The organism is Aromatoleum evansii (assembly GCF_012910805.1).
GTDB classification, from domain to species: domain Bacteria; phylum Pseudomonadota; class Gammaproteobacteria; order Burkholderiales; family Rhodocyclaceae; genus Aromatoleum; species Aromatoleum evansii.
In genome coordinates, this window is sequence record NZ_WTVK01000029.1 from 47865 (window position 1) to 74587 (window position 26723).

Annotated in this window: 23 protein-coding genes; 7 read left to right on the forward strand and 16 right to left on the reverse strand. The window is 67.6% G+C overall.

The window, feature by feature from the left end:
- Positions 1-72: 72 nt before the first annotated feature.
- The 9 genes from GO615_RS15695 to tsaE all read right to left on the reverse strand — a co-directional run bounded on the left by GO615_RS15695 (position 73) and on the right by tsaE (position 12318).
- A complete protein-coding gene (locus GO615_RS15695) occupies positions 73-3177 on the reverse strand; it encodes an efflux RND transporter permease subunit (protein ID WP_169129702.1) in 3105 nt (1034 codons plus the stop codon).
- Between the two features lie 10 nt (positions 3178-3187).
- Complete coding sequence (locus tag GO615_RS15700; RefSeq protein ID WP_169129704.1) at positions 3188-4327, reverse strand: efflux RND transporter periplasmic adaptor subunit; 1140 nt, start codon at positions 4325-4327, stop codon at positions 3188-3190.
- A gap of 307 nt (positions 4328-4634) precedes the next feature.
- Entirely contained in the window at positions 4635-5573 is a 939-nt protein-coding gene (gene ispH, locus GO615_RS15705; RefSeq protein ID WP_169129706.1) for a 4-hydroxy-3-methylbut-2-enyl diphosphate reductase, read from the reverse strand.
- A gap of 40 nt (positions 5574-5613) precedes the next feature.
- Positions 5614-6042 (reverse strand): FKBP-type peptidyl-prolyl cis-trans isomerase, encoded by a 429-nt coding sequence (locus GO615_RS15710; RefSeq protein ID WP_169129708.1) that lies wholly within the window; start codon positions 6040-6042, stop codon positions 5614-5616.
- Positions 6039-6587, reverse strand: coding sequence for a signal peptidase II (lspA, locus tag GO615_RS15715; RefSeq protein ID WP_246262315.1), 549 nt, complete (start codon positions 6585-6587; stop codon positions 6039-6041). Before lspA ends, GO615_RS15710 begins: the two co-directional genes overlap by 4 nt.
- Positions 6580-9399 carry an isoleucine--tRNA ligase gene (gene ileS / locus GO615_RS15720; RefSeq protein WP_169129710.1) on the reverse strand — a complete coding sequence of 940 codons (2820 nt, stop codon included), beginning with the start codon at positions 9397-9399 and terminating at the stop codon, positions 6580-6582. The genes lspA and ileS overlap by 8 nt, the downstream gene beginning before the upstream one ends.
- 24 nt (positions 9400-9423) lie before the next feature.
- Positions 9424-10374, reverse strand: coding sequence for a bifunctional riboflavin kinase/FAD synthetase (locus GO615_RS15725; protein WP_169129712.1), 951 nt, complete (start codon positions 10372-10374; stop codon positions 9424-9426).
- A 118-nt stretch (positions 10375-10492) separates the two neighbouring features.
- Positions 10493-11809 (reverse strand): N-acetylmuramoyl-L-alanine amidase, encoded by a 1317-nt coding sequence (locus tag GO615_RS15730; RefSeq protein WP_169129714.1) that lies wholly within the window; start codon positions 11807-11809, stop codon positions 10493-10495.
- Positions 11806-12318 carry a tRNA (adenosine(37)-N6)-threonylcarbamoyltransferase complex ATPase subunit type 1 TsaE gene (tsaE, locus tag GO615_RS15735; protein ID WP_169129723.1) on the reverse strand — a complete coding sequence of 171 codons (513 nt, stop codon included), beginning with the start codon at positions 12316-12318 and terminating at the stop codon, positions 11806-11808. Before tsaE ends, GO615_RS15730 begins: the two co-directional genes overlap by 4 nt.
- On the opposite strand from tsaE, the gene queG reads away from it, so the two are divergent.
- Both queG and murI read left to right on the forward strand, forming a co-directional pair.
- Complete coding sequence (queG, locus tag GO615_RS15740; protein ID WP_169129725.1) at positions 12304-13398, forward strand: tRNA epoxyqueuosine(34) reductase QueG; 1095 nt, start codon at positions 12304-12306, stop codon at positions 13396-13398. The two genes, tsaE and queG, sit on opposite strands and share 15 nt — an antisense overlap.
- Before the next feature lie 42 nt (positions 13399-13440).
- A complete protein-coding gene (gene murI, locus GO615_RS15745; RefSeq protein ID WP_211167156.1) occupies positions 13441-14244 on the forward strand; it encodes a glutamate racemase in 804 nt (267 codons plus the stop codon).
- 18 nt (positions 14245-14262) lie between these two features.
- Here the strand turns inward: murI and GO615_RS15750 are convergent, their stop codons facing one another.
- Genes GO615_RS15750 through GO615_RS15760 form a run of 3 tightly spaced genes read right to left on the reverse strand, consistent with a single transcriptional unit; the run spans position 14263 to position 16448 of the window.
- Positions 14263-15141, reverse strand: a complete 879-nt coding sequence (locus tag GO615_RS15750; protein WP_169129727.1) for a rhodanese-like domain-containing protein — start codon at positions 15139-15141, stop codon at positions 14263-14265.
- The gene (locus tag GO615_RS15755; protein WP_169129729.1) at positions 15138-15500 is read right to left on the reverse strand and encodes a SpoIIAA family protein; all 363 of its coding nucleotides are present in this window, start codon (positions 15498-15500) and stop codon (positions 15138-15140) included. Before GO615_RS15755 ends, GO615_RS15750 begins: the two co-directional genes overlap by 4 nt.
- A 60-nt stretch (positions 15501-15560) precedes the next feature.
- Positions 15561-16448: a DMT family transporter gene (locus tag GO615_RS15760; protein ID WP_169129731.1), complete on the reverse strand. Its 888-nt coding sequence runs from the start codon at positions 16446-16448 to the stop codon at positions 15561-15563.
- A gap of 132 nt (positions 16449-16580) precedes the next feature.
- On the opposite strand from GO615_RS15760, the gene glpK reads away from it, so the two are divergent.
- Genes glpK through GO615_RS15775 form a run of 3 tightly spaced genes read left to right on the forward strand, consistent with a single transcriptional unit; the run spans position 16581 to position 20543 of the window.
- A complete protein-coding gene (gene glpK, locus GO615_RS15765) occupies positions 16581-18071 on the forward strand; it encodes a glycerol kinase GlpK (RefSeq protein ID WP_169129733.1) in 1491 nt (496 codons plus the stop codon).
- A complete protein-coding gene (locus GO615_RS15770) occupies positions 18068-19672 on the forward strand; it encodes a glycerol-3-phosphate dehydrogenase/oxidase (RefSeq protein WP_339380047.1) in 1605 nt (534 codons plus the stop codon). Before glpK ends, GO615_RS15770 begins: the two co-directional genes overlap by 4 nt.
- Positions 19673-19703: 31 nt before the next feature.
- The gene (locus GO615_RS15775) at positions 19704-20543 is read left to right on the forward strand and encodes an EamA family transporter (RefSeq protein WP_169129735.1); all 840 of its coding nucleotides are present in this window, start codon (positions 19704-19706) and stop codon (positions 20541-20543) included.
- Positions 20544-20553: 10 nt separating this feature from the next.
- On the opposite strand, the gene GO615_RS15780 is transcribed toward GO615_RS15775, so the two are convergent.
- Positions 20554-20907, reverse strand: a complete 354-nt coding sequence (locus GO615_RS15780; RefSeq protein WP_169129737.1) for a DUF2917 domain-containing protein — start codon at positions 20905-20907, stop codon at positions 20554-20556.
- A gap of 136 nt (positions 20908-21043) precedes the next feature.
- Between GO615_RS15780 and gcvA the strand changes: the two genes are divergently transcribed.
- Positions 21044-22024 carry a transcriptional regulator GcvA gene (gene gcvA, locus GO615_RS15785; protein WP_246262316.1) on the forward strand — a complete coding sequence of 327 codons (981 nt, stop codon included), beginning with the start codon at positions 21044-21046 and terminating at the stop codon, positions 22022-22024.
- A gap of 12 nt (positions 22025-22036) precedes the next feature.
- On the opposite strand, the gene GO615_RS15790 is transcribed toward gcvA, so the two are convergent.
- Both GO615_RS15790 and GO615_RS15795 read right to left on the reverse strand, forming a co-directional pair.
- Entirely contained in the window at positions 22037-23389 is a 1353-nt protein-coding gene (locus tag GO615_RS15790) for an ATP-binding protein (RefSeq protein ID WP_169129741.1), read from the reverse strand.
- Complete coding sequence (locus GO615_RS15795; RefSeq protein ID WP_169129756.1) at positions 23386-24147, reverse strand: response regulator; 762 nt, start codon at positions 24145-24147, stop codon at positions 23386-23388. Before GO615_RS15795 ends, GO615_RS15790 begins: the two co-directional genes overlap by 4 nt.
- Before the next feature lie 226 nt (positions 24148-24373).
- On the opposite strand from GO615_RS15795, the gene GO615_RS15800 reads away from it, so the two are divergent.
- The gene (locus tag GO615_RS15800; protein WP_169129743.1) at positions 24374-24922 is read left to right on the forward strand and encodes a Spy/CpxP family protein refolding chaperone; all 549 of its coding nucleotides are present in this window, start codon (positions 24374-24376) and stop codon (positions 24920-24922) included.
- Positions 24923-25023: 101 nt separating this feature from the next.
- Here the strand turns inward: GO615_RS15800 and aceA are convergent, their stop codons facing one another.
- Complete coding sequence (gene aceA / locus GO615_RS15805; protein ID WP_169129745.1) at positions 25024-26337, reverse strand: isocitrate lyase; 1314 nt, start codon at positions 26335-26337, stop codon at positions 25024-25026.
- Positions 26338-26723 lie beyond the last annotated feature (386 nt).

Sequence of the window (26723 nt, forward strand, 5' to 3'; positions counted from 1 at the left end):
GCCTTGCCGCGCCGTGCCGGATGCGCAAATGAACGGGCCGCCCGCGGGCGGCCCGTTCGCTATTCTGCGCGGTCAGGAGCGCAGTTCGTGCGCGTCTGCCACCGCATTGCCGTCGCGCGGGGTGGTGCGCCGCTCATGGCGCTTGCGCCAGCGCGCGAGCATGTCGTCGACGAGTGAGTAGACGACCGGGATCACCAGCAGGCTGAGGAAGGTCGAGGTGATCAAGCCGCCGATCACCGCGATCGCCATGGGGGCGCGGAAGGACGGATCAACGCCCAAGCCTAGCGCGATCGGCAGCATGCCGGCGCCCATGGCGATCGTCGTCATGATGATCGGGCGGGCGCGCTTGTGGCAGGCGTCGATGACTGCATCGAAGCGGGACATGCCGTGATCGCGTCGCGCGACGATCGCATACTCGACGAGCAGGATGGAGTTCTTGCTGGTGACCCCCATCAGCATGATCAGGCCGATCAGCGAGGGCATCGAGAAGCTGCTGCCGGCGACGAGCAGGGCGACGAAGGCGCCGCCCAGCGCGAGCGGCAGCGCAGCGAGGATGGTCACGGGCTGGGTGAATTCGCGGAACAGCAGGACGAGCACGAGGTAGATGCAGAGCACGCCGGTGAGCATCGCAAGGCCGAAGCTCTTGAACAGGATGCGCATCTCGTCGGCGTCACCGATGGGCAGCCAGATCACGCCCTGGGGGAGCGACCGCAGCGAGGGCAACGCCTGGACTTCGGCCTCGACCTCGCCCATCGGCCGGCTCGTGAGCTCGATGTCGAAGTTGATGTTGCGGCGGCGGTCGAAGCGGGCGATCTCGGACGGGCCACTTTCGACGCTGATGTCCGCGACATTGCCGAGCATGACGTTCCCTTGGCGTGCGGGAACCGGCAGGCGCGCGAGAAGTTCGAGATCGCCGCGCGCCGCTTCGGGCAGGCGAACGACGATGGGGATCTGGCGTTCGGAGAGGTTGAGCTTGGCGAGGCCGAAATCGTAGTCGCCGGCGGTGGCGATGCGCAGCGAATCCGAGATCGCCGCGGCGGTGACGCCGAGGTCGGCTGCACGGGCAAAATCCGGGCGCACGACGACCTCGGGACGCACGAGGCTCGCGCTGGAGGTGACGTTGCCGATGCCACGGATCGACCGCAGGTCGCGTTCGACTTCCCGTGCCGCGCGAGACAGCACCGCCGGATCGTCGCCGATCAGCGTGAAAACGTACTTCTCGCCGCCGGCGCCGAGTCCGACGCGCACGCGCGCGCCGGGTAGACTGCGCAAGGCCTGACGCAGTTGCTCCTCGATCTGCTGCTTGGTGACGGTGCGTTCGCCGCGCGGGGTCAGGTTGATCGTGAGGGAGGCCTTGCGCACCTCGGGTGCGCCACCCACGTTGAAGGCGTCCGCGCCCGCGCTGCCGCCTCCTACCGCCGTGTAGACCTGCTTGACGTGCGGGTTCTGCGTGATGATCGCGCGGGCCTGTTCGGCCGCACGGGAGGTCTCGTTGAAGCGGCTTCCCGGCGGCAACTCGATCGACACGAGCGTCTGCGCGAGGTCGTCGGGCGGCATGAAGGCCGTGGGCAGGAGAGGAATGAGGGCGAGCGAGCCGACGAAGAAGCCGGTCGCCGCGAGCATCGTGGCCCAGCGATGGTTCAGGCACGCACGCACCCAGCCGAGGTAGGCCGTCGTGAGCCGCCCTTCGTGCGCCCTGGGCGGGACGGGGCGCAGCATGTAGGCAGACATCATGGGGGTGAGCATGCGGGCGACGAGCAGCGAAGCCATTACCGCGAGCGACGCGGTCCAGCCGAACTGCTTGAAGAACTTGCCGGAGATGCCGCTCATGAAGGCCGTCGGAAGAAACACGGCGACGAGGGTGAAGGTCGTGGCGATGACGGCGAGCCCGATCTCGTCGGCCGCTTCCATCGCCGCCTGATACGGGGTCTTGCCCATGCGCAGGTGGCGCACGATGTTCTCGATCTCGACGATCGCGTCGTCGACGAGGATGCCGATCACGAGCGACAGCGACAACAGCGTCACGACGTTGATGGTGAAGCCGAGGTATTCCATGCCGATCAGTGCGGGCAGCACGGACAGGGGCAATGCGGTTGCCGCCACGAAGGTCGCGCGCCAGTCGCGCAGGAAGAACCACACGACGATCACGGCGAGGATCGCCCCTTCGGCGAGCAGCCACAGGGAACCGTGGTAGCCCTCGCGGACCGGATCGACGAAGTTGTAGGCCTCGCGGAAGGTGATGTCGGGATGTGCCGCGGCAAGTTCGTGGATGCGTCGGGCGACACCTTCGGCGACCTCGATTTCGCCGGCGCCGCGTGCGCGCACGATCTCGAAACCGACGACCGGCTTGCCGTCCAGGAGCGCTGCCGAGCGCCGTTCGGCCACGGCGTCCTCGATCCTGCCGAGGCTGCCGAGGCGCACATTGCGTCCGTCGCTCAGCGCAATCTCCATGTCCGCGAGTTCCGCGGCACTCAGCGCCGTCGCCAGCGTTCTGACAGCCTGCTCGCCGCTGCCCAGATCGGCACGTCCCCCGGACGATTCGAGCTGGATCCGCCGCAGCTGGCGGGAAATGTCGGCCACGGTGACGTTGAGCGCGAGCAGCCGGTCGGGGTCGAGTTCGAGGCGCACCTCGCGCGTGGCTCCACCGACGCGCGATACGAGGCCGACGCCCGGCACGGAGAGCAAGGCCTTCGCAACCGTGTTGTCGACGAACCACGACAGCCCTTCCTCGTCCAGGGTTGCAGAGGCGACGGTGTAGGTGACGATCGGCAGGCCGGAGAGGTTGAAGCGCTGGATGACCGGATCGCGCAGGTCGCCGGGCAGATCGGAACGTACGCGCGAGAAGGCATCGCGGACGTCATCGACGGCTTCCTGGGTAGGCTTCTCGAGCCGGAACTCGGTCGTGACCGTCGCGACCCCATCCTGGACGCGCGTGTAGATGTGCTTGACGTCCTGCAGCGTTGCGATCGAGTTCTCGATCTTGCGTGCCACCTCGGTTTCGAGTTGCGCAGGGGCCGCGCCGGGCAGGCTCGCAGTGAGCACGACCATGGGCAGGTCGATGTCCGGGAAGTTCTGCACCTTCATCCGGTCGAAAGACAGCATGCCGAGCATGCTCAGCAGGATGAACAGGAGCACGCCGGGAACCGGGTTGCGGATCGACCACGCCGAGACGTTCATCGCGGGCGCCTCACTGCTGCGGCGAGGCGGCCGGTGTGGCTGCCGCTATGTCGACCAGGTCACCGTCGTTGAGAAAACCGACGCCGCTGCGAACGAAGCGCTCGCCTTCGGCAACGCCGGCGAGGATCTCCACGCTGTCACCCCGCCGCCTGCCGGGCGTCACGCGAACCTGTGCCAGCTTGTTGTCGGGGCCGATGCGGAGGACGTAGGAGAAGCCATCGCGCAGTAACACGGCCGATTGCGGCAGGCTGAGCGCGTGGGCGAGTTCCTGGGCGACGGGGGTGATTTCGCCGGTGGCAAACATGCCCGCCTTGGCCCCGCTTTGGTCGAGATCGACGTAAACGATTCCGTTGCGCGTCTGCGGGTCGATCGATGGGGCGATGCTGCGCACACGGCCGGTCACGGTTTCCCCGCCGGCGAGTTTCAGCTTGGCGGCGTCGCCGGAACGGATCTCGCCGATGTCTTCGGCCGCGACCTCTGCGCGCCACTCCAGACGCCCCTGAAGGATGAGACGGTAGAGTTCCTGTCCCGCCTGCGGGACGGTTCCCACCGTTGCTGCGCGACCTGAGATGAGCGCATCGTCGGGCGCCAGGATGCGGGTCTGGCGGACGCGCAACTCGGCCAGCTGGACGCGTGCGGCGGCGAGCTCGATGCGCGACTTTGCGGTCTGTTCGGCCGTCAGGTATTGCGTGACCTGTTGCTCGCTCATCATGCCCGTCGGCTGGAAACGCCGCGCGCGATCGCCGTTGGCGCGTGCTTCGGCGTGCATCGCGCGAGCCTCCTGAAGTTGGGCGCGCGCCTGGGCGAGATCGGCCTGCACGACGGCGTCGTCGAGCGTCACGAGTATCTGCCCCTTGGTCACGTGATCGCCGACGTTCGCATGCACCTGCGCGATGCGCAGCCCCCCGATCTCGCTGCCGACGATCGTCTCCTGCCATGCGGCGACGTTGCCGGTTGCGGGAGTCGATCGGCTCCATGCGACGGGCTCCGGGTTCGTGACCTCGACCGTGAGGGCCGGCCGGGCAGCGGACGTCGCCGCATTGGGGGCGTTCTGCGGCACATCGGCATTCGGTGCGCTGCACGCCCCGAGGATGGCGAGCGCCATGGCCGGCAACAGTACCGTCAGCCGTTCGGAATGTTTGCGTTTCATCGCGGGAGGGGCTCCCCTGGGGCTGCTGGTCGTCACCCCGGCTCGAGCGACACGCCGGTCGTGGTGTATCCGGACGCGCGATCGGGGGGCGGTTATTAACCCGGTGACCGAATACCGTCCGGGCTGAGCCCTTCGAAAGGCTCGGGGCGAACGGAGGTATTTGATTGCCGCCTTAACAGCTGCCGCACGATGCGCGATAACGGCATATTTAGCCCTCTTGTTCGCGGCTTGGCAACACGTGCGCGCAGGCGTGACGGGGCGCCGGCCCGCCCTGGCCCCTTTACGGAGGAGCCCGGCGGGTGTGTGCTCAGGCGTCGGCCTGCAGCTCTTTCGGTAGCGGGAAGGTGACGCGCTCGGGAACGCCTTCGAGGGTGCGCACCGAGCCGCCGCCGAGGAGCTTGAGACGTTCGATGACGGCGCCGACGAGCACTTCCGGGGCGGAGGCGCCGGCGGTCACGCCGATGCGTTTCCTGCCCGCGATCCAGGCCGGGTCGATGCCCTCCGCGTTGTCGATCAGATAGGCGGGCACGCCGAGCAGCTCGGCGACCTCGCGCAGGCGGTTGGAATTGGAGCTGTTGCGCGAGCCGACGACGAAGACGATGTCGACGCGCGGGGCCATGAACTTGACCGCGTCCTGCCGGTTCTGCGTCGCGTAGCAGATGTCGTCCTTTTTCGGGCCGACGATCGCCGGGAAGCGTTCGCGCAGGGCCGCGACGAGGGTGGCCGCGTCATCCACCGACAGGGTGGTCTGGGTGACATAGGCGAGCTTTTCGGGGTCGGCGACCTGCAGCGTCGCGACGTCCTCGACCTTTTCGACGAGATGGATGCCGTCCTTCACCTGTCCCATCGTGCCTTCGACCTCGGGGTGGCCCTTGTGCCCGATCATGACGAGCTCGCGGCCCTGTTCCCGCATGCGGGCGACCTCGATATGCACCTTGGTGACAAGCGGGCAGGTGGCGTCGAACACGCGCAGGCCGCGCTTCTCGGCTTCCGCGCGCACCGCCTGGGGCACCCCGTGGGCGCTGAAGATGACGGTGCTGCCCGCAGGCACTTCGTCGAGTTCCTCGACGAAGACTGCGCCCTTGGCGCGCAGGTCATCCACCACGAACTTGTTGTGCACGACCTCGTGGCGCACGTAGATCGGTGCGCCGAAGCGCGCCAGTGCGCGTTCGACGATCTCGATCGCCCGTTCCACTCCGGCGCAGAAGCCACGCGGATTGGCGAGCAGGATTTCGGAATCGTTCATCTTGATCTCTGTCTGGGGTTGGGGCCGGCCGCCTGCGGCGTCAGAGGACGCCGATGACTTCGACCTCGAAGCGGATCGTCTTGCCGGCGAGCGGGTGGTTGAAGTCGACGATCGCGCGGACCGCGTCGATCTCGCGCACGAGGCCGGAGTAGCGGGTGCCATCGGGTGCGCCGAATTCCATGATCGTCATCGGTTCGATTTCCTCTTCCGGCATGTGTTCGCGCTTCACGTGCTCGACGAGTTCCGGGTTGTAGGGGCCGAAGGCCTGTTCCGGCGCCAGCGTGAACTGTTGGTGGGTACCGACTTCGAGGCCTTCGAGCACGCGCTCGAGACTCGGGAGGAGGTCGCCGCAGCCGAGCTGCAGGGTCGCAGGCGTGCCCTCGAAAGTGCTGATGAGCGGCTGGCCGTTTTCGAGGGCGATGCGGTAGTGCAGCGTTACGAGGCTGTTCGGTTGGACGGTCTGCGTCACGAGGGGTTCTCCGGATTGGTGTTGCTGGTGGTGCGCGGGGCGCGGAACTGCGCCCACAGCATCAGGGCGACCCCGACGGTGATCGCCGAGTCAGCCACGTTGAAGGCCGGCCAGCCGTAGCGACCGACGTGGAAGTAGAGGAAGTCGACGACGGCGCCGTGAACCAGGCGGTCGATGACATTGCCCAGTGCGCCGCCGATCAGCAGGCTGAAGGCCAGCGGCAGCAGGGTCTCGCGGTGATGCTGGCGCAGCAGCGCAAGGAGCCAGCCGCTGACGCCGAGCGCGAGGATGACGAAGAACCAGCGCTGCCATCCGGAGTGGTCGGCCAGGAAGCTGAACGCGGCGCCCGGGTTGAACACCAACACGAGCTGGAAGAAGCCCGTGACCGGAATGGCTTCGCCGAAGTCGAGCTGCGACAGCACCAGCCATTTCGTCACCTGGTCGAGGACGATCACCAGCGCCACGAGTTCCAGCCAGCCGAAGAAGCGGCGCGTCAGCGCGGGGGCGCTGCGGGCCGCTTGCGGGGCAGCGGCGGAATCACGCATGGACGCGTGTTTCCCCGGCGCCGAAAAGATTGTCGTGGCAACGGCCGCACAGTTCGGGGTGCTCGGCGTGGCTGCCGACGTCGGCGCGGAAGTGCCAGCAGCGGCCGCACTTGGCGTGTTCGGACGCGCTCGCGTCGATACCTTCGGCGGCCTCGTCGGCGGCGCGCACGAGTTCGGCACGCGAGGTGATCAGCACGAAGCGCAGATCGTCATCCAGGCTTGCCAGTGCATCGTGTTTCGCGCCGCTCGCGCGTACGACGACCTCGGCCTGCAGCGAAGCGCCGATCCGGCCTTCCGTGCGCAGGCCCTCGAGGACCTTCTGTACCTTGGCGCGTTCCTCGCGGATCAGCGTCCAGCGCGCGACGAGCGCTTCGGTGTCGCCGAGCGCGGGCAGCTCGTGCCAGGTGTGGAGCATCACGCTGTCGTCCTTGTCCTGGCCGATCAGCGACCAGATCTCCTCGGCGGTGAAGGACAGGATGGGCGCCATCATGCGGGTAACGGCCTGAGTGATGTGCCACAGGGCGGTCTGCGCGGCGCGGCGTGCGCGCGAGTCCGCCTGGGTGGTGTATAGGCGGTCCTTGAGGATGTCGAGGTAGAACGCGCCGAGGTCTTCGGCAGCGAAGTTCTGCAGCGCCTGGACGATCTTGTGGAACTCGTAGCGCGCGTAGTCGGCGGTGACCTGCTCCTGCAGGCGTGCGGTGAGCGCGAGCGCGTAGTGGTCGATGTCGAGCCACTCGGCGACCGGCACGGCGTCCTTGGCGATGTCGAAGTCGGCGGTGTTGGCGAGCAGGAAGCGCAGGGTGTTGCGCAGGCGGCGATAGACCTCGACGACGCGGTCGAGGATCTCCTTTGAGATCGTCAGCTCGCCCGAGTAGTCCGTGGCGGCGACCCACAGGCGCAGGATCTCGGCTCCGAGCTTGTCGGAGACTTCCTGCGGGGCGACGACGTTGCCTTTCGACTTCGACATCTTCTTGCCCTGGCCGTCGACCACGAAGCCGTGGGTCAGCAGGCCGTCATAAGGGGCGCGACCGTCGACGGCGCAACCGGTCAGCAGTGAGGAATGGAACCAGCCGCGGTGCTGGTCCGAGCCTTCTAGGTAGAGGTCGGCCGGCCAGCGGCTGTCGGAGGCGTGCGAGCCGCGCAGTACCGTCCAGTGGGTGGTGCCGGAGTCGAACCACACGTCGAGGGTGTCGCGCATCTTGTCGTATTGCGCGGCCTCTGCGCCGAGGAGTTCGGCGGCGTCGAGCTTGAACCAGGCGTCGATGCCTTCCTTCTCGACGCGCTTCGCGACTTGCTCCAGCAGTTCGAGGCTCTTCGGGTGCGGTTCGCCCGTTTCCTTGTCGAGGAACAGCGGGATCGGCACGCCCCAGTTGCGCTGGCGCGACACGCACCAGTCGGGACGGTTGGCGATCATCGAGTGCAGGCGGGCCTTGCCCCAGGACGGGAAGAACTGGGTGTCGTCGATTGCCTTGAGCGCGAGTTCGCGCAGCGTCGGGGCGCCGGGCTCGATGGCCTCGCGGCCGGGTACGCGGTCCATGCCGACGAACCACTGAGTGGTAGCGCGATAGATGACCGGCGTCTTGTGGCGCCAGCAATGCATGTAGCTGTGCGTGAGATTGCCCGAGGCGAACAGGCTGCCGACCTCGGCGAGCTTCTCGACGATTTTCGGGTTGGCGTCCCATACCGACAGACCGCCGAAGAAGGGCAGGCTCTCGTGGAACACGCCGTCGCCCTGCACCGGGTTGAGGATGTCGTCGTTGCGCATGCCGTAGCGCATGCACGACTGGAAGTCGTCCAGGCCGTAGGCGGGCGCGCTATGCACGATGCCGGTGCCGGCGTCGGCCGCGACATAGTCACCGAGGAAGACGGGCGACACACGGTCGTAGAAGGGGTGGCGGAACTGGATGCGGTCGAGAGCGACGCCGCGGGCGGCGGCCAGCACGCGGCCTTCGAGCTGGTAGCGCTCGAGGGCTGATGCACGAAGTTCGGCGGCGAGGATCACGAGGCCCTTGGGCGTCTCGATCAGCTCGTACATGAGTTCGGGATGGACGTTGAGCGCCTGGTTCGACGGGATCGTCCACGGGGTCGTGGTCCAGATCACGATGTATACCGGCTGCTCGGGCAGGGTGTCGAGCCCGAAGGCGCGGGCGAGCTTGGGGCGGTCCGCGTCGGTGAGCGGGAAGCCGACATCGATCGCGGGCGACTTCTTGTCCTGGTATTCGACCTCGGCTTCGGCCAGTGCCGAGCCGCAGTCGAAGCACCAGTTCACCGGTTTCAGCCCCTTGAACAGGAAGCCTTTGCGGTACATCTCGCCGAGCGCGCGGATCTCGTCGGCTTCGTTCGAGAACTGCATCGTGCGGTAGGGATTGTCCCAGTCGCCGAGCACGCCCAGACGGATGAAGTCCTTCTTCTGGCGCTCGATCTGTTCGCCGGCGTAGTCGCGGCACAGCTCGCGCGCGCGGTCGGCGGGCAGGTGCTTGCCGTGCTGCTTCTCGATCTGGTGCTCGATCGGCAGGCCGTGACAGTCCCAGCCGGGCACATAGGGAGCGTCGAAGCCGGCCATGGTCTTCGAGCGGACGATGATGTCCTTGAGGATCTTGTTCACCGCGTGGCCGATGTGGATGTCGCCGTTCGCGTAGGGGGGGCCGTCGTGGAGGATGAACTTCGGCCGGCCGGCCGAGGCCTTGCGGATCTTCTGGTAGAGCTTCTTCTGTTGCCAGGCGGCGATCCAGCCCGGCTCCCGCTTGGCGAGGTCGCCGCGCATCGGGAAGGGGGTGTCGGGCAGGTTGAGCGTCTTGCGGTAGTCAGCCATGGTGGGTTCGGGCCTCGAAGGCAATCAGGGGCAATTGGTGGGGCAGACGGGATTTTCGGCAAACCAGGCGCGGGCGTCGGCCGCGTCCTTGGCGATCTGGGCCTTGAGGGCGTCGAGCGAAGCGAACTTCGTTTCGTCGCGCAGTTTTTTCAGGAAGTGCACACGCAGGTGGGCGTCGTAGCAGTCGCGCGTCCAGTCGAAGAGGTGGACTTCGAGCGTGGGCTTGCCGGCGCTGGTCACGGACGGTCGCACGCCGATGTTGGCGACGCCGGCAACCGGGTTTTCGCCGAGGCCTTCGACGCTGACCGCGAACACGCCCGCAAGTGCAGGACGGCGGTGCTTCATCTGAATGTTGGCGGTCGGAAAGCCGAGCTGGCGGCCGATCCGGTCTCCGCGGACGACGCGTCCGGCGATGCTGTAGGGGCGTCCGAGCAGGCGTGCGGCATGGGCAAGATCGCCTTCGGCGAGCGCCTCGCGCACGGCCGAGCTGGAGGCGCGTTCGCCCGCGACGTCCAGCGTGGGCATCGCCTCCACGACGAAACCCTGTTGCGCGCCGCGTTGCTCGAGCAGTGCAAAGTCGCCCTGGCGGCGGGCGCCGAAGCGGAAGTCGTCGCCGATGATGAGGTGGCGCACGCCGAGACCGCGCACGAGGATGTCGTCGATGAACTGGTCGGCCGTCACGGCCGCGAAGCGGGAGTCGAAACGGCAGACGTGGACGCGGTCGACGCCGGCGGCGGCGAGCAGCAGCAGCTTTTCACGCAGCGATGCGAGGCGGGCGGGGGCGTCGTCCGGCGAGAAGTATTCGCGCGGATGCGGCTCGAACGTCATCACCACCGCTGGCAGCGACATTGCGCGCGCGGTGTTCATGAGCATCTGGAGCAGCGCCTGATGGCCGCGATGCACGCCGTCGAAATTGCCGATGGTGAGCACCGAGGGGTGTGCGGCGTGCCCGGGAATCCCGCGAAAAACCTGCATAACCGCCTGAAAAAAGCCGTAATTATAACGGCAACGCGCCCGCTCTGGGGCGGGCGCTGAAGGTGTTTGCGGGAACGCCACGAGCGGGAAGCTGCCGCCCGTGCCGGCGTCGCGGCGATCAGTCGAGGCGTGCGACCTTGGTGCGGCCGAGCGGCGGATTCTCTCGGAAATAAGCACGCAGGCCGCGCAGGATCGCGTTCGCCATCTTGTCCTGGTAGGCCTCGTCGTTGAGCCGCTGTTCTTCCTCGGGATTGCTGATGAACGCCGTTTCCACGAGGATGGACGGGATGTCCGGAGCCTTCAGCACGGCAAAGCCGGCCTGCTCGACGTGGGCCTTGTGCAGCTTGTTGATGTCGCCCAGCTCGCTGAGCACCGCCTTGCCGAGTTTGAGGCTGTCGTTGATCGTGGCGGTCTGCGACAGGTCGAGCAGGGTGCGCGCGAGGTGGCCGTCCTGCTTGGCGAGGTTAACGCCGCCGATGAGGTCGGCGTCGTTTTCCTTCTGAGCGAGCCAGCGTGCGGCCGAGCTCGATGCACCGCTCTCCGACAGGACGAAGACGGAGCTGCCGCGCGCGTCGGGGCGCACGAAGGCGTCGGCGTGGATCGACACGAAGAGGTCGGACTGCACGCGCCGCGCGCGCGTGACGCGCTGGCCCAGCGGCACGAAGTAGTCACCGTCGCGCGTGAGCACTGCGCGCATGTTCGGCTCGGCGTCGATCTTCTGCTTCAGGCGGCGCGCGATCGACAAGGTCACGTTCTTCTCGTAGCTGCCGCGTGCGCCGACGGCTCCCGGGTCTTCGCCGCCGTGGCCGGGGTCGAGCACGATGGTGATGAGTCGGTTGGCAGCCGGGCGTGCGGAACGCCGTGCGCCCGAAACCTGGTCGGCGTTGTCGGGGCGGGCGATCTGTGCCGGCGCGTCCGCCGCCGTCTGTGCGTCGCCCGTCTGGCCCACCGCGGCATCCATCGGCGAGGACTTCTCGATCAGCGCCAGCAGGGGATCGACCGGTGTCGTGGGGTACAGGTCCAGCACCAGGCGGTGGCCGTAGTTGCCGACCGGCGCGAGGGTGAACACCTGCGGGTTGATCTCGCTCTTCAGTTCGACGACGAGACGAACCACGCCGGGGCGGTTGCGGCCGGCGCGGATCAGCTTGATGTAGGGGTCGGACTCGAGGACCTTGGACGGCAGCGACTGCAGCACGCTGTCGAATTCGACCCCTTCGAGGTCGACCACGAGGCGGTGCGGATCGGTGACCAGCAGGTGGGTGAACTTGAGCTGCGAGTTGCCTTCAATCGTGATGCGGGTGTATTCCTCCGCCGGCCATACGCGTACCGCGAGGAGGCTGGTCGCGGCCATGCCGACCGGGCTGACGAGCAGTGCGAGCGTCGCGCCGGCGAATTTCAGCAGGTCGCGCCGCGTCACGCCGGGTGCGGCAGTCATGTCGGGGTCCCGCTCAGCTCCGAATCCAGTTTGCGTATGCATGTGCGTCCTGCCTCCGTCAGTGCCAGCGCTTCGAGGCGCCGGCCCGGGCCGGATACGGTGAGGCGGATCTCGAGGTCCGGCGCGGCGATGTAGGGCGCCGCCTTGTCCGGCCATTCCACCAGACATACCCCGTTTCCGTCGAAATATTCGTCCAGCCCTGCTTCCAGATATTCTTCTGGGACTGCGAAGCGATAAAAATCAAAGTGATATAAGTTTAATCTAGAAACAAGATAAGGTTCAATCAAGGTGTAGGTGGGACTTTTCACCTTTCCGTCGTGACCGAGGGCACGCAGCGCCCCGCGCACCAGGGTCGTCTTGCCGGCGCCGAGGTCGCCGCGCAGGTAGATGACGAGGCCCGCGCACAAGGCTTTGGCAAGGGCTGCGCCCGCGGCTGCGGTGTCGGATTCGTCGTCGAGTTGAGCCGAAAGCGGGCTGCTATCATTTGCCCGGTGATGAATGTGAATCATGATGAAATCCCTGCGGATGTCACTCCCGACGCGTCCCTGAGCGCGCTCGTCGGGCGGATGAAGGTTTGGGCCGGCGAGCTGGGCTTCGCCGATCTCGCCGTGTCCGACGTGGATCTGTCGTCGGCCGAGCCGGGGCTCGAGGCCTGGCTGGCGGACGGTTTCCACGGAGACATGGATTATATGGCGCGGCACGGCATGATGCGGGCGCGTCCGGCGGAGCTGGTGCCGGGCACGCTACGGGTGGTGAGCGTGCGCATGAACTACTGGCCGCGGGCGGCCGACGCGCAAGCGGCGCTGGACGACCCGCAGCGCGCCTACGTGTCGCGCTATGCCTTGGGGCGCGATTACCACAAGCTGATGCGCAACCGCCTGCAGAAGCTCGCGGAGCGCATCGCCGCCGAGGCGCCGCACGGTTTCCGGGTGTTCGTGGATTCGGCGCCCGTGCTCGAGGTGGAGCTGGCGAGCCGGGCCGGACTCGGATGGCGGGGCAAGCACACGCTGCTGCTCAACCGCCGCGCCGGCTCGTATTTCTTCCTCGGCGAGATCTTTACCGACCTGCCGCTGCCGATCGACGCCCCCGAGGCGCCGCATTGCGGCAGCTGCCGTGCGTGCCTCGACGCGTGTCCGACCGGTGCGATCGTCGCGCCGTACAGGGTGGATGCGCGGCGCTGCATCTCCTACCTGACGATCGAGCTCAAGGGGGCGATTCCCGAGGCGCTGCGGCCGCTGATCGGCAACCGCATCTACGGCTGCGACGACTGCCAGCTCGTGTGCCCGTGGAACCGCTTCGCGCAGCCCGGCATGGAACCGGACTTTGCACCGCGCCACCGGCTCGACGAGGCGAGTCTGGTCGAGCTGTTCGCCTGGAGCGAGGGCGAGTTCCGCGAGCGGATGGCGGGTAGCGCGATCCATCGCATCGGCTTCGAGCGCTGGTCGCGCAATCTTGCGGTCGCGCTGGGCAACGCAGCGGGCACTCCGGAGGTGTTGGCGGCGCTGCGGGCGCGTGCGGACGACCCTTCGGAACTGGTGCGCGAGCACGTCGCCTGGGCCCTCGCGCGGCACGCGTCACGGCAGGGCTGAGCTTGCGCTAGAATCCGTTTTTGTCCTGACCTGGTTTCTGCATTGGACTCCTCCCGACCCATAGGCGTATTCGATTCCGGCATAGGCGGGCTCACCGTCGTGCGCGCCCTGATGGAGCGCCTGCCGCTCGAGCGCATCGTGTATTTCGGCGACACCGCGCGGGTGCCTTACGGCGTCAAATCCGTCGCGACGATCGAGCATTTCACCGCCCAGATCACCGAGTTCCTGCTGCAGCAGGACGTCAAGATGCTGATCGTCGCGTGCAACACGATGGCGGCGGTGGCGGCCGACGTGGTGCGGCGCCTGGCGCGCGACATTCCCGTCCTCGACGTGATCGAGGCGGGTGCGCATGCGGCGGTCGCGGAGTCTAAGGGGCGCGGGATCGGCGTGATCGGCACGCCGACGACGATCAACAGCAATGCCTACGCGCGGCGCATCCATGCCCTGGATCCCGGCGTGCGCGTGTATTCGCAGGCTTGTCCGCTGTTCGTGCCGTTGGTCGAGGAGGGCTGGCTGGATCATCCGGTGACCCGGCTCACGGCGCAGGAATACCTGAAGCCGGTGCTGGCGGAGGAGGTCGGCAGCCTCGTGCTCGGCTGCACGCACTATCCGCTGCTGAAGCCGCTGCTGCGTGATGTCGCGGGGCCGGGCGTGCGTCTGGTCGACTCCGCGATCACGACCGCGGAACTGGCCGCGGCGAAACTCAAGGAACTCGGTATCGCCAGCACGCACCCGGGGCCGGCCGCATATCGCTTCGTGGTCACCGATGTGCCGCTGCGCTTCCAGACGATCGGTGAGCGTTTTCTCGGACGCTCCCTCGGCACCGTCGAAAAGGTCGAGTGGTAGGGCTCCCGCCCCGGGGGATCAGCGCTCGGGGCCGGTTGCGACGGGCCGCGCCGGATCGGCGCACCATTCGCTCCACGAACCGGCATACAGGCGCGAGCCGGTCAGACCCGCCGATTCCATCGCCAGCAGGTTGTGGCAGGCGGTGACGCCCGATCCGCACTGGTGGACGACGCGGTGGGCGTCGCCGCCCTTGAGCAGCGCCCCGAATTCCTCGCGCAGGATCGAAGCCTGTTTGAAGTGTCCGCGGCCGTCGAGGTTGTCGCGGAAGAAGCGGTTGATCGCGCCGGGGATGTGCCCGCCGACCGGGTCGAGCGTCTCGTTCTCGCCGCGGTAGCGGTCGGGGCTGCGGGCGTCGAGCAGCAGCATCTCCGGGTCGTGCAGATGCCCGAGGACCCACGCGGCATCCACGACTTCCGGACGCAGCGAGACGCGGAAGGTCGCGGGGACCGGTTCGGGGACCTTCGCGGTGAGCGCCTGGCCGGCTTCCAGCCAGGCGACCAGCCCGCCGTCTAGGACCGCCGCACAGTGGTGGCCGACCCAGCGCATCATCCACCACAGGCGCGCGGCGAACATGCCGCCGGCGTCGTCATAAGCGATGACCTGGGTTTCGTTGCCGACGCCGGCACGCGCGAGGCGTTGCGCGAAGGCTTCGGGATCGGGCAGCGGATGGCGACCGTTCGTGCCCGTCAGCGGGCTGGACAGGTCTTCGTCGAGGTGCAGGAAGCGCGCGCCCGGGATGTGGGCGCGGGCGTAGACGTCGCGGCCGAAGTCGCGGTTCGCGAGGTCGTGGCGGCAGTCGAAGATCACCCAGTCGGGGTCGTCGATGTGCTGGGCGAGTTCGTGGGCGCTGATCAGCGTGCTGTAGGACGCGGAAGAGCCCGATGCGTGACTGCTCACCGTGCGGGCTCCTCGGTCGTCTCGAGCCAGGCGCGCGCCTCTGCCTCGTCATCGAATACGAGCACTTCGGCGTCGACGAAGAGCTGCGAGATCCACGCGCTCCATGTCAGCCACTGGTCCTGCGTGAGTACCGCAATGCGGCGGAAGTCATGCGCATGCTTGCGCGAGAAGCGGATTTCCTCCCATGCCACGTCGAGCGTGAAACCGGCCATCTCGCGCAGATCGAAGAGCAGGCTCACCGGACCCTCGAACTGGATCTTGTAATTGACCAGTTCCTCGAACTCCTTGTAGTCCGCGAGGGTGAATTCGCCGAACACGGCAACGGCGACCAGATTGGGGCGATGGTCCGTTGTGATCATGACTGCCTCCGCATGGCGACTGGATTATGCGAACTACTATATCCCCGGGCGCCAGCCGCTTCAATCTCGACCGCGGCCGTCGGGCGCGGCGCCGGGGGGCAGTGCCTGTGGCGCCGGGCGCGAGGCGAGCGACACGGCCGCGCCGCTGGCGATGATCAGCACGACGGCGATCCAGGCGTCGAGCGTGAGGATCTCGTCCCACAGCAGCACACCGAACAGGCTGGAGAAGATCACCGTAGTGTAGGCCAGATTGGCCGCGACGATGGTTTTGCCGAAGCGGTAGGCACGGGTCATCGCGAGCTGGGCGAGCGCTCCGAACAGACCGACACCCGCGAGCGCGGCACCGCCCTGCAGGTCGATGGCGCGCAGTTCACCGGAGAGCGCCCACGGGATGCCGAGCAGGGTCGTGATCGCCGAGAACCACAGCACCGTCCGCGCCTCCGGCTCACCGGCGCGGCCGAGTTCGCGCACGTTGATGTAGGCAAGGCTGGCGACGAGGCCGGAGCCGAGTCCGGCGCAGGCCCCCAGCCACTGTTCGGCCTGCAGGGTCGGCTTGAGCAAAAGGATGACGCCGACGAAGCCCAGTGTGACCGAGGCGATCACCGGCCCGCGCAGGCGCTCGCGGAACCACAGCGCGAGGAGCAGGGCGACGAAGATCGGCGAGGTGTAATTGAGCGTGACCGCTGTCGCCAGCGGCAGGGCACTGATCGCATAGAAGTAGCACATCAGCGCCGCACAGCCCGATAGGGCGCGGGTGACCTGCAGCCGCCAGTGCGGGGTGCGTAGCGGCACGCCCTGCATGCGCGCGATGAGAGTCACGACCAGAAGGCCGACGAAGCCGCGGTAGAACACCAGTTCCCCGGTGGAGAAGGTGCCGGCTCCGAGCTTGACGCACACCCCCATGCAGGCGAAGAGCAGGCTGGCGACGATCATCCAGAGCGATTGCATGGCGGTTTGGTGCGGCGCAGCGAAAGGCGACATTGAACCACACGCGCGCCGTGCAAGCGAGCGCGGGGAGGGATGGTCAGGCGCGCGGCGCCGCGGTACGCTTGCGTCATCGCGCGTTTCTGCGGGGGTGGCATGAGCTGGCTGCTGGCGCTGGATCAGGGAACGACGAGCTCGCGGGCCATGGTGTTCGACGCCGACGGGTGCGTGCGCGGGGCCGCGCAAAAGGACTTCACCCAGTTTTTTCCGCATCCCGGGTGGGTGGAGCATGACCCGGACGAGATCCTTGCGTCGCAACTCAATTGCGCGCGTGCGGCGCTGGTCGACGCCGGCATCGCGGCGGCTGAGCTTGCCGCGCTCGGCATCACCAACCAGCGCGAGACGACTATCCTGTGGGAGCGTTCCACCGGCCGGGCGCTCGCTCCCGCGATCGTGTGGCAGGACCGCCGCACCGCCGCCGCGTGCGACCGGCTGCGCGCCGACGGACACGCGGACCTCATTCGCGCGCGTACCGGTCTGGAACTCGATGCCTACTTCTCGGCCACCAAACTGGCCTGGCTGCTGGACAATGTGCCGGATGCGCGCAGGCGCGCGGAAGCCGGCGAACTGGCATTCGGCACCGTGGACAGCTGGCTGGTGTGGCACCTGAGCGGCGGGGCGCTGCACGTCACCGATCCGGGCAACGCCGCACGCACGATGCTGTTCAACATCCGCAGCGGTGACTGGGACGACCAACTTCTCGCGCTTTTCGGCATTCCTCGTGCGCTGTTGCCGCGCATCGTCGACAGCAGCGGCGTGTGCGGCGAGTCGCATGCCGACGTGCTCGGCGCCGCCGTGCCGATCGCGGGCATCGCCGGCGACCAGCAGGCTGCCACCTTCGGCCAGGCCTGCTTCGTGCCGGGCATGGCGAAGAACACCTACGGGACTGGTTGCTTCCTGCTCATGAACACCGGCGACGGGATCGTCGCGTCGACCAACCGCCTGCTGACCACGGTCGGCTGGCGCGCCCGCGGGCGCACCCGTTATGTGCTGGAAGGCAGCATCTTCATGGGCGGGGCGATCGTGCAGTGGCTGCGCGACGGCCTCGGCCTGATCCGGCATTCGGGCGAGATCGAGGCGCTCGCGGCGAGTGTTCCGGACAGCGGCGGGGTCGTGCTCGTGCCGGCCTTCACCGGGCTGGGCGCCCCCTACTGGGACGCGTATGCGCGCGGTGCGCTGTTCGGCCTGACGCGCGGCACCGGCGCCGCCCACATCGCGCGCGCAGCATTGGAGGCGATCGCGCTGCAGACCGTCGATCTGGTCGCGGCGATGGATCGCGACGGGGCCGGTCCGTTGAAGGAGCTGCGCGTCGATGGCGGGGCGGCGGCGAACGACCTGCTGATGCAGCTGCAGGCCGATCTGCTTGGAGTGCCCGTCGTGCGGCCGCAGATGCTGGAGACGACGGCACTGGGCGCCGCCTACCTCGCCGGTCTGGGGGTCGGCGTGTGGTCGTGCGAGGACGAGGTCGCCGCGCACTGGCGCGCGGAGCGGCGGTTCGAGCCCGCGATGGACGCGGATCGGCGCGACGCGCTGATCGCCCGCTGGCATCGCGCGGTCGGGCGTTCGCGCGGCTGGGCTGAGGCGTGAGCGCGGCGACACGCCGGGACCCGGCGGCCGGGCTGGATCGGGCGTCGCTGCTCGCGCGCCTGCGCGAGACCGGCGCGTGGGACGTGGTGGTGATCGGCGGTGGCGCCACGGGGCTGGGCTGCGCGGTGGATGCGAGTGCGCGCGGCTACCGCACCTTGCTGCTCGAGGCCCATGACTTTGCGAAAGGGACCAGCTCGCGCGCCACCAAACTGATTCATGGCGGCGTGCGCTACCTCGCGCAGGGCAATCTACCGCTGGTGCATGAGGCGCTCGTCGAGCGCTCGCGCCTGCTCGCGAACGCGCCGCATCTCGTGCACAAGCAGCGCTTCGTCGTGCCGGCCTACCATTGGCTGGATATCCCGAAGTTCGGCACCGGCCTCGCGTTCTATGACCTGATGGCGGGCATGCACGGCATCGGCCATAGCCGCGTGCTCGACGCCGCCAGCACCATCGTCGCGCTGCCGACGCTGCGGCCGGCGGGGCTGCGCGGGGGCATCGCGTACTGGGATGCCCGGTTCGACGACGCGCGCCTCGCGCTCGCCCTGATGCGCACCCATTTCGACCTGGGCGGCCTTGCATTGAACTATCTGCCCGTCGATGGACTGATCGTCGAGGACGGGCAGGTGAACGGCGTCCTCGCGCACGACGCAGAGACCGGCGAGGCGTTTCGCATCCCCGCGGGCGTCGTCGTCAATGCAACGGGCGTATGGGCGGACGCCATCCGCCGCGCGGAGCTGCCGCAGGCGCGTGCCTTGCTCAAGCCCAGCCAAGGGGTGCATATCGTCGTCGATGCCGGCTTCCTGCCGGGACGCGACGCATTGCTGGTGCCGGAAACGGCAGACGGGCGTGTCCTGTTCATGATTCCCTGGCAGGGCCGGGTGCTGATCGGCACCACCGATTCGCCGCGCCAGGATCTCCCCCTCGAGCCTCGACCGCTTGCCGGAGAAATCGAGTTCATCCTCGATGCCGTCACGCCGTATCTTGCGCGGCCGCCGGTGCGCGCGGACATCCGCAGCGTCTTCGTCGGGCTGCGTCCGCTGATCGGCGCGGGCGACAATTCGGCAACGCGCAGCCTGTCGCGCGAGCATTGCATCGAGGTGTCGCCGGGCGGACTCGTGACGATCACCGGCGGGAAGTGGACGACCTACCGCCGCATGGCCGAGGAGACCATCGATACGGCGCAGTCGGTGGCCGGGCTGGCGCGACGACCGTGCGTCACTGCCGAGCTGCGCCTGCATGGGGGTGACGCCGGCCCAACGTCGGATTGCTACGGTTCGGCGCGCACGGCCGTTGACCTGCTGCCCGGCGCCGGACACCTCGTGCATTCGGCTTTCCGCCTGACCGAGGCCGAAGTGCGCTACGCTGCGCGCTGCGAGCTCGCGCGCGGGGTGGAGGACGTGCTGGCGCGGCGGTATCGGGCGCTGTTCCTCGATGCCGCGGAAGCCGCCGCAGCAGCGCCCGCGGTTGCGCGCCTGTTGGCAGAGGAACTGGGAAGGGATGCGGCATGGTGCGAGGGCGAGGTCGGGCGTTTCGGCGAACTCGCCCACCAATACGCCCGACCCGAAGAAAAACAAGAGGGACAGTCGCGCGGCGCAAGCTGATGCCCCGCAACGCTCCATCGAGGAGACCTGTGTGACATCCGTGCGCATCGCATCGCTGACGCTCGTCACGATGATCGCTTTCGCGGCCAATTCCGTGCTGTGCCGTCTCGCATTGCAGCACACGAGCATCGATCCCGCGAGCTTTACCGTGATACGCCTGGTGTCGGGCGCCGTGATGCTTGCGATCCTGCTGCAGTGGCGACGACAGGTTCCGGGCAAGGCTGGCAATTGGGGGTCGGCGCTTGCGCTGTTCGCCTATGCCGCGGGATTTTCCTTTGCCTATGTGTCCTTGCCGACCGGTGTGGGTGCGCTGCTGCTGTTTGCAGCGGTGCAGGCCACCATGATCCTCACCGGGATCGCACGCGGCGAGCGTCTGCAGACACAGCAGACAGCCGGCCTGCTGCTGGCCTTCGGCGGGCTGGTGTACCTGCTGTTGCCGGGGCTGAGTGCGCCGCCGCTTGGCGGGGCGCTGCTGATGATCGGGGCGGGCATCGCGTGGGGCGTGTATTCGCTGCGCGGACGCAAGACATCGGACGCCCTGGCCGCCACCGGGGGGAATTTCCTGCGCACGGTGCCCATGGCACTCGCGCTCGGAATCCTCGGGAGTGGCGAGGTACGCGTCGATGCCGACGGGGCGCTGTACGCGGTGCTGTCCGGCGCCGTGGCGTCGGGGGCCGGTTATGCCGTGTGGTATGCGGCACTGCGCGGGTTGACCGCCACCAGCGCCGCGACCGTCCAGCTCAGCGTCCCGGTGATCGCGGCCGTCGGCGGGGTGCTGTTCCTCGGCGAGGCGGTGACGCTGCGCCTCGTCCTGTCCTCGGTCGCGATCCTTGGCGGCGTCGCGATCGTGTTGCTCGCGCGCCGCGCCTGATCGTCTGACTTCAGCGGGCCGGGCCGCAGCTGATGCGCTCGGCCGAATAAACGGTGGCGTTTGCGACCGTCGCGGCGAAGCGCCGTGTGCTGCGCTCGATTCGTGCGAGCAAACGCTGCATGGTGCTCGCCGGCGGCGGCTCGAGGCGGATGCGGGCGTCGCACTCGACCTCTATGACCATCCGGCCGTCGCCGGGTACGTGGAAGCGGTCGCCCGCGCCGATCCACTTGTCCTGTGAGTATCCCTCAAGTGTCAGCCACGCATGGCCGCTGGCCAGACTCACCACCCAGTCACGCGCATCATCGATCGAGAGGATTCCGCCTGCTTGCAGATCCCATTCAGGGCGAGCATATTTCGTTTCCATGATGCCTCCTGATGCCCCACTGGAGCGACCGTTGTGGCAGCCATTGTCATTGCTGGCGGCAATCGTGAAAATCGATCTTTTCTGACATGTTTGTGAATATCGCTCACATATGGAACGTCCCGGGAAACTTCCCCCATTGCCGGCGCTGCGCGTCTTCGAGGCGGCGGCGCGCCTGTCGAGCGTGTCGCGTGCGGCCGACGAACTGTTCGTCACGCACGGCGCGGTGAGCCACCAGATCCGCACGCTCGAGGAGCATCTCGGTTTTCCGCTCTTTCATCGACAGGGACGGACGGTCGTGCTGACCCCCGCCGGGGAGGAGCTCCTGCACGCCGCAAACGCCGCCCTGCGGCAGATCGCCGAGACCGTGGCGAATCTCAGGCGACGTTCCAACCCGAACCGCCTGTCGATCAGTGTGATGCCGTCCTTTGCGAGCCGCTGGCTCACGCCGCGGATCGGTACCTTCATCGATGCCCATCCGTCGGCGGAAGTGAATATCACCGCGACCGGCGCGCTCGCCGATTTCAGCCGCGACGGCATGGATCTCAGCATCCGCTGGGGACCCGGCGGCTATGGTGGGGTCAGGAGCGAACTGTTGATGGACGACGTCCTCTTTCCGGTCGTCAGTCCCGCCCTGTGCGCGGGGCATCCGCTGCGCGTGCCGGGCGATCTCGCGGGCCTGCCGCTCTTGCGTTCGGAGGGGGAAGACTGGGCGCCCTGGTTCCGTGCTGCCGGCCTCGACTGGCCCGAGCCGGCGAGCGGCCTGATGCTCTCCGACTCCGCCCTAGTGCTTCAGGCCGCACTCGAAGGACGCGGCGTCGCGCTCGCGCGCCGCAGTCTGGCAGCGTCGGCGCTGCGTGCGGGAAAATTGTTGCGCCCCTTCGACATCGCCATCGAGGCCCGTCATGCCCCCGAGGGCATTTGTGCGAACGACTTCCCGTCCGACTTGCCGTTCGCGCAGCGCCCGCAGTGGCATTACTGGATCGTGCTCCCCGAAGGGCGGCTGGACACGCCGCTGCTTCTGGCGTTTCTCGACTGGCTGCGCGCCGAGGTTGCGGCGGACCTGGCGGCGCCCCTGATGCCGCTTCCGGCCGGGCGCGGGAGCTTCGCCTCGCTGTAGGGCACCGTCCGCTCAGGCGGCCGTGGTGTCGCGCTCCCGCGCCATGCGCGTTAGTGTGACGATCGCCTCGAGACCGCCCTCTGTGCGATTCGCGAGCTGCACCTCGCCGCCTTGTGCCCGCAACAGGTTGCGCGCGATCGCCAGCCCCAATCCGGTGCCGCCCGTTTCCCGGCTGCGCGAGGACTCCACGCGGTAGAAGGGCTCGAAGACCTTGTCCAACTCCTGCGGCGGCAGTCCGGGGCCATCGTCGCGGATGCGAAGCTCGCATGCCGCGGGCCGGGTGTGGAGCGCGATGCGCACGCGTCCCCCGAATTTGTGCCCGTTTTCGATCAGATTCCAAAGCGCGCGGCGCAGTCCGCCGACCTGCCCGCTGCAGGGCGGCACCGGTTCGCCCTCGATTTCCACGTCCCAGCCCATGTCCTGCGCGTCGTCGCGCAATGCCGCGACCAGGGCGTTCAGGTCGATCGCCTGCTTCGCTGCACTCGTGTCCAGACTGCGCGCGTAGTCCAGTCCTTCCTTGGCCAGCGCCTGCATCGCGTCCAGGTCGCTCTGGAACTTCGTGCGCAGGGCCTCGTCCTCGATCAGCTCGGCACGCAGGCGCAGGCGCGTGATCGGGGTCTGCAGGTCGTGCGAAACCGCGGCCAGGATGCGCGTGCGCTCGGCGACATGCTGCAGGATGCGTTCCTGCATGCGGTTGAAGGCGTGCGCAGCCAGGGCCGCTTCGGCGGGGCCATCGGTTGCGAGCGGCGGACGGTTCGGATCCTCGCCCAGCGCATCGGCTGCCGCCGCCAGTCGCGTGATCGGGCGCGTCGCGATGCGCACCGCGAACCAAGTGAGCAGCGTGACACCGACGAGCAGCGCCAGCAGCGAGGTCACCAGGCTGCCGGGCGGAAGCGGCGGCGGCCGCATGCCGAACATCGGCCCCGGCATGCGGATCAGCAGCGGGGTCCCATCGCCGAGCCGCAGGCTGACAAAGGACTGGGTGCGGTGCGGATGCTCCTCGTCCGGTCGCGCGCGCGACAGCACTTCGACTTTGCGGTCGGGCAGGGCCTCGCGGATGGCTGCAGCTAGCGGTGCGGAAGCGGAACTGGCCGTCGCGTCGGAAGGCGGTGGCGCGAGGGCGAAGCGCAGGCGGCGGCGTCCCACCGCGTCGATCCAGTCTTCGCGCTGTCCCGCCGGCATGTGTTCGAGCACATCGACGGCTGCCGCGATCTCGCGTGCGACGCCCTCGAACAACACCTCGCGCGCATAGCGGTCGCGTTCGCTGAGGAACAGCGCGAGGCTCACCGCCAGCACGACCACCATCCCGCCCAGCCAGATCAGCATGAGCCGGGCGAACAGCGTGCGGGTCCAGCGGGTTTTCATGGAGCCTCGCCTTCCGGCGCGACCGGCGACACTGCGCATGCCAGCACGTAGCCCTCGTTGCGCACCGTCTTGATGATCTCGGGTTCGCGCGCGTTGTCGCCCAGGCGCTGGCGCAACCGGCTTACCAGCAGGTCGATCGAGCGGTCGAAGACGTCCGCCTCTCGGCCCTGGGTCAGCTCCATCAACTGGTCGCGGTTCAGCACCCGCTGCGGATGCGACAGGAATACCGACAGGAGCCGGTACTCGGCGCCCGACAAGGGCACGACCGTGCCGTCGGTGCCGACGAGGTGACGGCCCACTGTATTCAGGCGCCAGTGGGCGAAGCCCAGTTCGGTCGCGTGCTGCACCTGTGCGGTCTCGAGATTGGGCGGCAGCGCGCGTGCGCGGCGCAGGATCGCGCGGATGCGCGCGAGCAGTTCGCGCGGGACGAAGGGCTTCGGTACATAGTCGTCCGCGCCCATCTCCAGCCCGAGGATGCGGTCCATGTCCTCCCCGCGCGCGGTCAGCATCAGGACCGGGGTGTTCGCATGAGGGCCGGCTGCGCGCAGGTTGCGGCACAGGGTCAGGCCATCCTCTCCGGGCAGCATCAGGTCCAGCACGATCAGGTCGACGCGGTGGCGGTCGAGTGCCGCCTTCATCTCGCGCCCGTCGGCGGCGGTCGTGCAGCGCAATCCCTGCTTTTCGAGGTAGTCGGCCAGCAGCGCGCGGATCTCGCGGTCGTCGTCGACGATCAGGATATGGTCGGGTGCGTTCGTCATGTTCATTAGATGGGTTCGGCAGGGCGGTCGCGCGCCCCCGGGACTTCGGGTCGATCGAATCTTACGGCCGCGTGGCCGCCGGTTTGTATCCCAGAGTATCGCCCACGGCACGCGAAACACAGCCATTCAATCCGCCTTCCTGCGGACAAATCCCGCTTACACGGCGGTGCTGAAATGACTCTGCCGCCCGCAAGGGGCGAACCCCATCACTAACCGGAGAAGGATCATGAAAACGTGGATGAAGAATTCGCTCGCCGCCGCGCTCGTCGCGACGATTGGCATGGGAGCGGGCGGCGCGTTCGCGGCGCCGTGGGGCGATTGCGACGGCCCGCGCGGTGGCATGCACCGGATGCACCGCATGGACCCGGCAGCGATGTCAGAGCAGATGACCCAACGGCTCGCGACTCTGCAGACGGCCCTTTCCCTGAAACCCGAGCAAGCGCTGGCGTGGGAGCAGTTCAAGAGCGTGATGCAAGACAAGGCGCGCAGGATGTCCGAGCACATGCAGGCGATGCGCACCCAGGAGCGTCCGAAGACCGTGCCGGAACGCATGGAGCGCATGGAATCCTTCGCGAAGGAACGCCTGGCCTCGATGCAGGATGTCCGCAAGGCCACCGAAGCCTTGTATGTCGGACTCGATACGACGCAGAAAAAGACCTTCGACGAGCAGTTCCCGATGTTCGGCCCGCGCGGGATGGGGCGAGGCGGCAAAGGCGGCATGGGACCCGGACGCATGGGGCCGGGCATGGCCCCTCAGGGGGGCGGTGCGGGCTGAGTCGCATCCGCTCGGCATGGACCAATAGAAAAAGGCCGCGTCTTGTGGACGCGGCCTCCAGCTTTGGCGGGCCTGATGGCGGCCCGCCTATGCCCCTTTGATCAGTGGAACTGCTCTTCTTCGGTCGAGCCAGTCAGCGCCTTCACCGAGGACGAACCGCCCTGGATGACGGTGGTCACGTCGTCGAAGTAACCGGCGCCGACTTCCTGCTGGTGCGACACGAAGGTGTAGCCCTGCTCGCGAGCGGCGAATTCCTTCTCCTGGACCATCTCGACGTAGTGCTTCATGCCTTCGCCGCGAGCGTAAGCGTGCGCGAACTGGAAGGTGTTGAACCAATTGACGTGGATGCCGGCCAGCGTGATGAACTGGTACTTGTAGCCCAGCGCCGACAGCTCGTCCTGGAACTTGGCGATGGTCTTGTCGTCGAGGTTCTTCTTCCAGTTGAACGACGGCGAGCAGTTGTACGACAGCAGCTTGCCCGGGCAGGCAGCCAGCACGGCCTGCGCGAACTCGCGGGCAAATCCGAGGTCCGGCGTGCCGGTCTCGCACCACACCAGATCGGCGTACGGGGCGTAGGCGACACCGCGGCTGATGGCCTGCTCGAGGCCGTTCTTCACGCGGTAGAAGCCTTCCTGCGTGCGCTCGCCGGTGAGGAAGGGCTTGTCGTTGGCGTCGTGGTCCGAGGTGATCAGGTTCGCGGCTTCAGCGTCGGTACGGGCCAGGATCAGGGTCGACACGCCCATCACGTCGGCGGCGAAGCGGGCCGAGATCAGCTTCTCGATCGCTTCCTGCGTCGGCACGAGCACCTTGCCGCCCATGTGGCCGCACTTCTTCACGGCAGCCAGCTGGTCTTCGAAGTGCACCCCGGCGGCGCCGGCGGCGATCATGTTCTTCATCAGCTCGAAGGCGTTCAGCACGCCGCCGAAACCGGCTTCCGCGTCAGCGACGATCGGCAGGAAGTAGTCGATGAATTCCTTGTCGCCCGGGTTGATGCCGCGCGACCACTGGATCTCGTCGGCGCGCTTGAAGGTGTTGTTGATGCGGCGAACCATGGTCGGCACCGAGTCGTAGGCGTACAGCGACTGGTCCGGGTACATGGTCTCGGAGGTGTTGCCGTCGGCGGCGACCTGCCAGCCAGACAGATACACGGCCTCGAGGCCTGCCTTGGCCTGCTGCATCGCCTGACCGGCGGTGATGGCGCCGAAGGCGTTCACATAGCCCTTCTTGGCGCCGCCGTTGACCTTCTCCCACAGCTTTTCGGCGCCGCGCTTGGCCAGGGTGTGCTCGATCGGCAGGGAGCCGCGCAGGCGGACGACATCGGCTGCGGCGTAGCCGCGCTTGATGCCTTTCCAGCGGGGGTTTTCGGCCCAGTCTTTCTCGAGGGCGGCGATTTGCTGTTCGCGGGTCAGGGTCATGACAGTTCCTTCTCGACTGATGGTTTACAAGCTGGTTTCAACTCGGCGGCACGTCCGCCCGGTGTGTTCCGGTCGGGTGAGTCCTGCCGGTACGAGGGGCGCTGAAGCGTCCTCGTGTGGAAAAAAGTATAGGGACGATCTCGCTTTGCAGCAATAAGTCTTATATAAGATATAAGAAATTATTTGCGGCAAGAAAATCAGGTATTTGCGCGTAACTTTTCACATTGTGAGAGCGCGATTGGCGTTGTGAAATGAATCGCTGCTGCGACGCGCAAGATCCGCCGCTAGTTTTCCTCATGCGATGCCAGGGACGCGGGCAGGATCGCCGGGCTTGCACGCCGAACGCGCTGCGGGTCCGCGGCGGCCCGCGCGGAGCGAGAGGGAGG

Excerpts from the sequence above, each read along its gene's own strand:
- GO615_RS15695 (WP_169129702.1), bottom strand. The coding sequence starts at position 3,177 with ATGAACGTCTCGGCGTGGTCGATCCGCAACCCGGTTCCCGGCGTGCTC.
- GO615_RS15700 (WP_169129704.1), bottom strand. The coding sequence starts at position 4,327 with ATGAAACGCAAACATTCCGAACGGCTGACGGTACTGTTGCCGGCCATG.
- ispH (WP_169129706.1), bottom strand. The coding sequence starts at position 5,573 with ATGAACGATTCCGAAATCCTGCTCGCCAATCCGCGTGGCTTCTGCGCC.
- lspA (WP_246262315.1), bottom strand. The coding sequence starts at position 6,587 with ATGCGTGATTCCGCCGCTGCCCCGCAAGCGGCCCGCAGCGCCCCCGCG.
- ileS (WP_169129710.1), bottom strand. The coding sequence starts at position 9,399 with ATGGCTGACTACCGCAAGACGCTCAACCTGCCCGACACCCCCTTCCCG.
- GO615_RS15725 (WP_169129712.1), bottom strand. The coding sequence starts at position 10,374 with ATGCAGGTTTTTCGCGGGATTCCCGGGCACGCCGCACACCCCTCGGTG.
- GO615_RS15730 (WP_169129714.1), bottom strand. The coding sequence starts at position 11,809 with ATGACTGCCGCACCCGGCGTGACGCGGCGCGACCTGCTGAAATTCGCC.
- queG (WP_169129725.1), top strand. The coding sequence starts at position 12,304 with ATGAATGTGAATCATGATGAAATCCCTGCGGATGTCACTCCCGACGCG.
- tsaE (WP_169129723.1), bottom strand. The coding sequence starts at position 12,318 with ATGATTCACATTCATCACCGGGCAAATGATAGCAGCCCGCTTTCGGCT.
- GO615_RS15755 (WP_169129729.1), bottom strand. The coding sequence starts at position 15,500 with ATGATCACAACGGACCATCGCCCCAATCTGGTCGCCGTTGCCGTGTTC.
- GO615_RS15760 (WP_169129731.1), bottom strand. The coding sequence starts at position 16,448 with ATGCAATCGCTCTGGATGATCGTCGCCAGCCTGCTCTTCGCCTGCATG.
- glpK (WP_169129733.1), top strand. The coding sequence starts at position 16,581 with ATGAGCTGGCTGCTGGCGCTGGATCAGGGAACGACGAGCTCGCGGGCC.
- GO615_RS15780 (WP_169129737.1), bottom strand. The coding sequence starts at position 20,907 with ATGGAAACGAAATATGCTCGCCCTGAATGGGATCTGCAAGCAGGCGGA.
- GO615_RS15790 (WP_169129741.1), bottom strand. The coding sequence starts at position 23,389 with ATGAAAACCCGCTGGACCCGCACGCTGTTCGCCCGGCTCATGCTGATC.
- GO615_RS15795 (WP_169129756.1), bottom strand. The coding sequence starts at position 24,147 with ATGACGAACGCACCCGACCATATCCTGATCGTCGACGACGACCGCGAG.
- GO615_RS15800 (WP_169129743.1), top strand. The coding sequence starts at position 24,374 with ATGAAAACGTGGATGAAGAATTCGCTCGCCGCCGCGCTCGTCGCGACG.
- aceA (WP_169129745.1), bottom strand. The coding sequence starts at position 26,337 with ATGACCCTGACCCGCGAACAGCAAATCGCCGCCCTCGAGAAAGACTGG.